The sequence below is a fragment of the Pantoea sp. CTOTU49201 genome, assembly GCF_032054795.1.
GTDB lineage: Bacteria > Pseudomonadota > Gammaproteobacteria > Enterobacterales > Enterobacteriaceae > Pantoea > Pantoea symbiotica.
Map to the genome: position 1 here is coordinate 1 of NZ_DAMBSA010000035.1, position 4,206 is coordinate 4,206.

Genomic DNA, 4,206 nt, shown 5'->3' on the forward strand with positions numbered 1-4,206 from the left:
GATCTCAAACTTAAAATCAAAGGGAATGCATGACGGGCTCCCGTTACACAGGCACCTTATATGGACTTCTTTAGCACGCAAAATATTCTGGTTCACATTCCGCTTGGCGTTGGCGGCTACGATCTGTCATGGATCGAAGCCGTTGGCACCATCGCGGGCTTGCTGTGTATCTGGCTCGCCAGCCTGGAAAAAATCATCAACTACTTTTTCGGGCTGATTAACGTCACGCTGTTCGCGGTGATCTTCTTCCAGATTCAGCTCTACGCCAGCTTATTGCTGCAGCTGTTCTTCTTCGTCGCCAACGTTTACGGCTGGTACGCGTGGAGTCGGCAAACCGCCAACAATGAAACTGAGCTGCAAATTCGCTGGCTGCCGCGCTCAAAAGCCTTGGGTTGGGGCGCGGCGTGCGTGGTGGCGATTGCGCTGATGACGGTGTACATCGATCCGGTGTTTGCCTTCCTGACCAAAACCGCAGTCGGCATCATGCAGAGCGTGGGGCTCAACGTGGCGATGCCGCAGCTGCAGCCGGATGCTTTCCCATTCTGGGATTCATGCATGATGGTGTTGTCGATTGTGGCGATGATTCTCATGACGCGTAAATACGTTGAGAACTGGCTGCTGTGGGTGGTGATCAACGTCATTAGCGTGATGATCTTTGCGCGTCAGGGCGTTTATGCCATGTCACTGGAGTACGCGATTCTGACGCTGATTGCGCTTAACGGTTCGCGCCTGTGGATGCAAAGCGCACGCGAACATGGCTCGCGCGCGCTGTCGCATTAGTGATGGTGATGAGCATGACCTTCCAGCGCAGCATGATCGTGGTGATCGTGCTGCGCGGCGCTGTTATCTAAACAGAGCTCACAGTCCGGTCCGCTGCACGGCTGATACTCCATCTGTACCGTGGCGTGGGCAATTTGATAGTGCTCATGCAGATAATGGTGGATGCGCTTAAGCAGGCCGTCATGATCGTAAGGCGGAATTACCTGTACATGCAGCGTCAGCACCGGCTTTTCACCTACTTGCCACAGATGAACGTGATGCACGTTACGCACTTCATCGATATTGCGCGTCAGCTCGCGCGACAGTTTATCCGCGTTGATATGGCCCGGTGCACCTTCCAGCAACTCATGCAGACTCTCGCGCAGCAGCGACCAGGCGCTGCGCACCACCAGCAATGACACCAGCAGTGACAGAATCGGATCGATCGGCGTCCAGCCGGTCAGCATGATGATCACCGCCGCGACAATCGCACCGACCGAACCCAGCAAATCGCCCAGCACATGCAAAGCCGCCGCACGTACGTTGAGATTCTTCTCTTCGCTTCCCCGATGCAGCAGCCAGAACGACAGCAGATTCGCCAGCAAACCGGCAATGGCGATGCCAAGCATCAATCCGCCAGCGATTGGCTGTGGCTCGTAGAAGCGACGCAGCGCCTCCCAGACAATCAGCACCGTTATCACCAACAGCGCAATGGCGTTGACGAACGCCGCTAAGGTGGTGAGGCGCAGCAAACCGAAGGTATGACGCGCGTTGGGTTTGCGCTGAGCAAACTGCACGGCAAGTAACGCCATCAGCAGTGCGGCGGCATCGGTCAACATATGTCCGGCATCGGCCAGCAGCGCCAGCGAGCCAGAAACCAGCCCGCCAATCACTTCCGCCACCATAAACAGCGCCGTTACGCCAAAGGCCGCTGCCAGCCGCGTGCGGTTGCTGCTAGCTGCGCCGTGGGAATGAGTGTGTGCCATAATTTTCCAGTTGTTTAAGTAACCTGTTTGTTAATGATATCAGTAAATTGAGATCATCAAGCGGCAACTGCTGCTGTTTGGTCTGCACAATCAACTGCTGACAGCGCTCGGCAACCTCATCCATCCCGAGCATCAACCAGCTGCCTTTCATGCGGTGCGCTGCCTGTTCCAGCGCTGACCAGTTTTGCTTATCGCGTGCGCTGATCAGCGAATCCCGATCCTGCTGCAGCGTGCGCTGCAAGGTCTGGCAGATGCGGGGAATAAACGCCTGATTATTCTGCGCCAAAATCAGCAAGCTGTTTGGCAACAAATCCAGCGGATCTTTTATCGCGCGCGCCAGCAGCGGCGCCAGATGATCAAGCTCGATGGGTTTGAGCAGCAAGGCTTCATCGTCCTGCAGGGCGATTTTCAGCAACTGAACATCCGCAGAGCACAGCACGCGCAGCGTGGCGGTGCCGCGCTGGTGCTGTCGGCGGCGCAGAATACGCAGCAGCGTTAAACCATCCGGGCGCGGCATCATCTGGTCGATAAACAGAATATCGAAGGCGCGCTGGGCATCGGCGTGCAGCAGCGCTCGGCCCTCTTCAAATACTTGTGCCTGCACACCAAAGTTCGCCAGCTGCTGCTGCATCACTAAAAGATTGGTCGGATGATCGTCCACGATCGCTACGCGCAGCTGCGGGTAAAGTGGCCAGCTTGCTGTGCGCTCGGTTAACGGCTCTTCGCTCAGTATTAACGGCAACTGCACGCTGACCGTGGTGCCGCTGCCGGGCTCTGAAGTGAGCGTTAACGTACCGCCCATTCGTTGCACAATCTCGCGACAAATAAACAAACCCAATCCGCTACCTTGTACCGCATGGCTTTTGCCGGATGGCGCCTGATACCAGGGTTCAAACAGCTCTGCCTGCTCGTTAAGCGGAATGCCGCTGCCGGTATCGGCCACCGTCAGCTGTATATGCGCATCAACCGCCAGCGACAGGCGCACTTCGCCTCCGCGGGTAAACTTCAGGGCATTGGCCACCAGATTATTCACCACCTGCTGCAGACGATCGCCATCCAGTAACACGCTGGCAGGCAACGGCGTCAGGGCTTCGGCAATCAGGTTTGGCCCGGCATCGCGCATCAAGGGATGATAGAACTGCTGTTGCTGCTGCAGCCAAAGTGTCAGATTGAGCGGGCGCGGCGCCAAACGGAAGCTCTGGCTCTCAATGCGTGCGTGATCCTGCAAGTCGTTCAGCAGCGCCATCAGCGAGCGCGCGCTGCTGTGCATCAGCGCCAGCCGTTCGCTCGGGTGCTGCTGCTGTTCCAGCTCCAGCAAACCGAGAATCGCCTGCATCGGCGTGCGCAATTCGTGGCTGGCGGTGGCGAGAAACTGGCTCTTGGCGGCATTGGCGCGTTCGGCCTGTTCACGCTGCAATCGATCACGACGCTGCTGCCAGTAACGACGCGCCAGCAAACCCAGCAGCAACAGAATAATCACGCCAGCCGCGATCAAAATCATCAGCGGAATATTGCGCATCGCCATCGTGGTGCCGGGCTGCGGCGGCTGCGACCAGCTAACGCGCATCTGGTTGAGCGTATCGGGCGGGATCTGCTGCAAAGCATGGTCGAGCAGGGCGCGCAGCTCAGGCTGTTGTGCGCTGACCTGCGGCGCCAGCGGCCAGGCGATATCGCTGGCGGCAAACGCCAAATGCACACGATTATCTTCGTGACTCGCCATTCGCCAGCGGGCGGACAACACGTTATCCACCAGCGCATCAATCTGGCCGCTATTCAGCGCTTGCCACAGCTGCGCCCGGTCGTCGAACGGCTGTGGCGTAACGCCCGATGGCAGCAAACGTGAGGCGAGATCGTCGCGTAACACGCCCACGCGCTGGCCTTGTAGGGATTGCCAGTTCATCGGTTGATGGGTGGCAAGCGTGTAAATTCCCCAAATGGCGCGCCATACCGGCAAGGTGTTGCTGCCGGGATCGTCGCCATACAGCGGCTGTAACAGATTCAGCATTACCTGCTGTTGCTGCAAAAGCGTGGCGGCCTGCTGCGGATTGTTGACCCAGCGCGGGGTAAAACGCAGGCCGGTGCTTTGGCTTAAGGCGTTTAGCAGATCGATGCCGAAGCCGCGCGCATTGCCGTTGCTGTCGCGATAACTCCATGGCGCATTATCTGCCTCAACGGCATACGGAATCTCGTTGTGCTGCGCCAGCCACTGCTTTTCGCCAGCCGACAGCATCAATGTTTGCGTGTCCTGATAACGCAGCAGCGGCGGACTCCAGCGCTGCTGGACGCGACTGCTGAATTCGGCGGGAAGCAGGCGCAGCTGGCTGTTAAGCCAGTGGATCAAGGCGGCATCGCGCGCCAGCGCACGTAGCGTCAGTTCGCCCGCACCGGGATCGGCGGTGATTTGGTAGATTTGTCCTTGCTGCAGCTGGCCCAGCAGGAAACCGGCGCTGGCTTCATCGGC

The 4,206-nt window shown here is 58.2% G+C and carries 3 protein-coding genes; 1 reads left to right on the forward strand and 2 read right to left on the reverse strand.

Features of this window, described 5'->3' with window-relative positions; genetic code table 11:
- Positions 1–60: 60 nt before the first annotated feature.
- The gene (pnuC, locus tag RTY00_RS04385) at positions 61–780 is read left to right on the forward strand and encodes a nicotinamide riboside transporter PnuC (protein ID WP_312663539.1); all 720 of its coding nucleotides are present in this window, start codon (positions 61–63) and stop codon (positions 778–780) included.
- Here pnuC and zitB read toward each other — a convergent pair.
- The gene (gene zitB, locus RTY00_RS04390) at positions 777–1,745 is read right to left on the reverse strand and encodes a CDF family zinc transporter ZitB (protein ID WP_061717352.1); all 969 of its coding nucleotides are present in this window, start codon (positions 1,743–1,745) and stop codon (positions 777–779) included. The genes pnuC and zitB overlap by 4 nt on opposite strands.
- The coding region (locus RTY00_RS04395) for an ATP-binding protein (RefSeq protein WP_312663540.1) at positions 1,714–4,206 on the reverse strand (2,493 nt) is incomplete at its 5' end. The genes RTY00_RS04395 and zitB, both read right to left, overlap by 32 nt.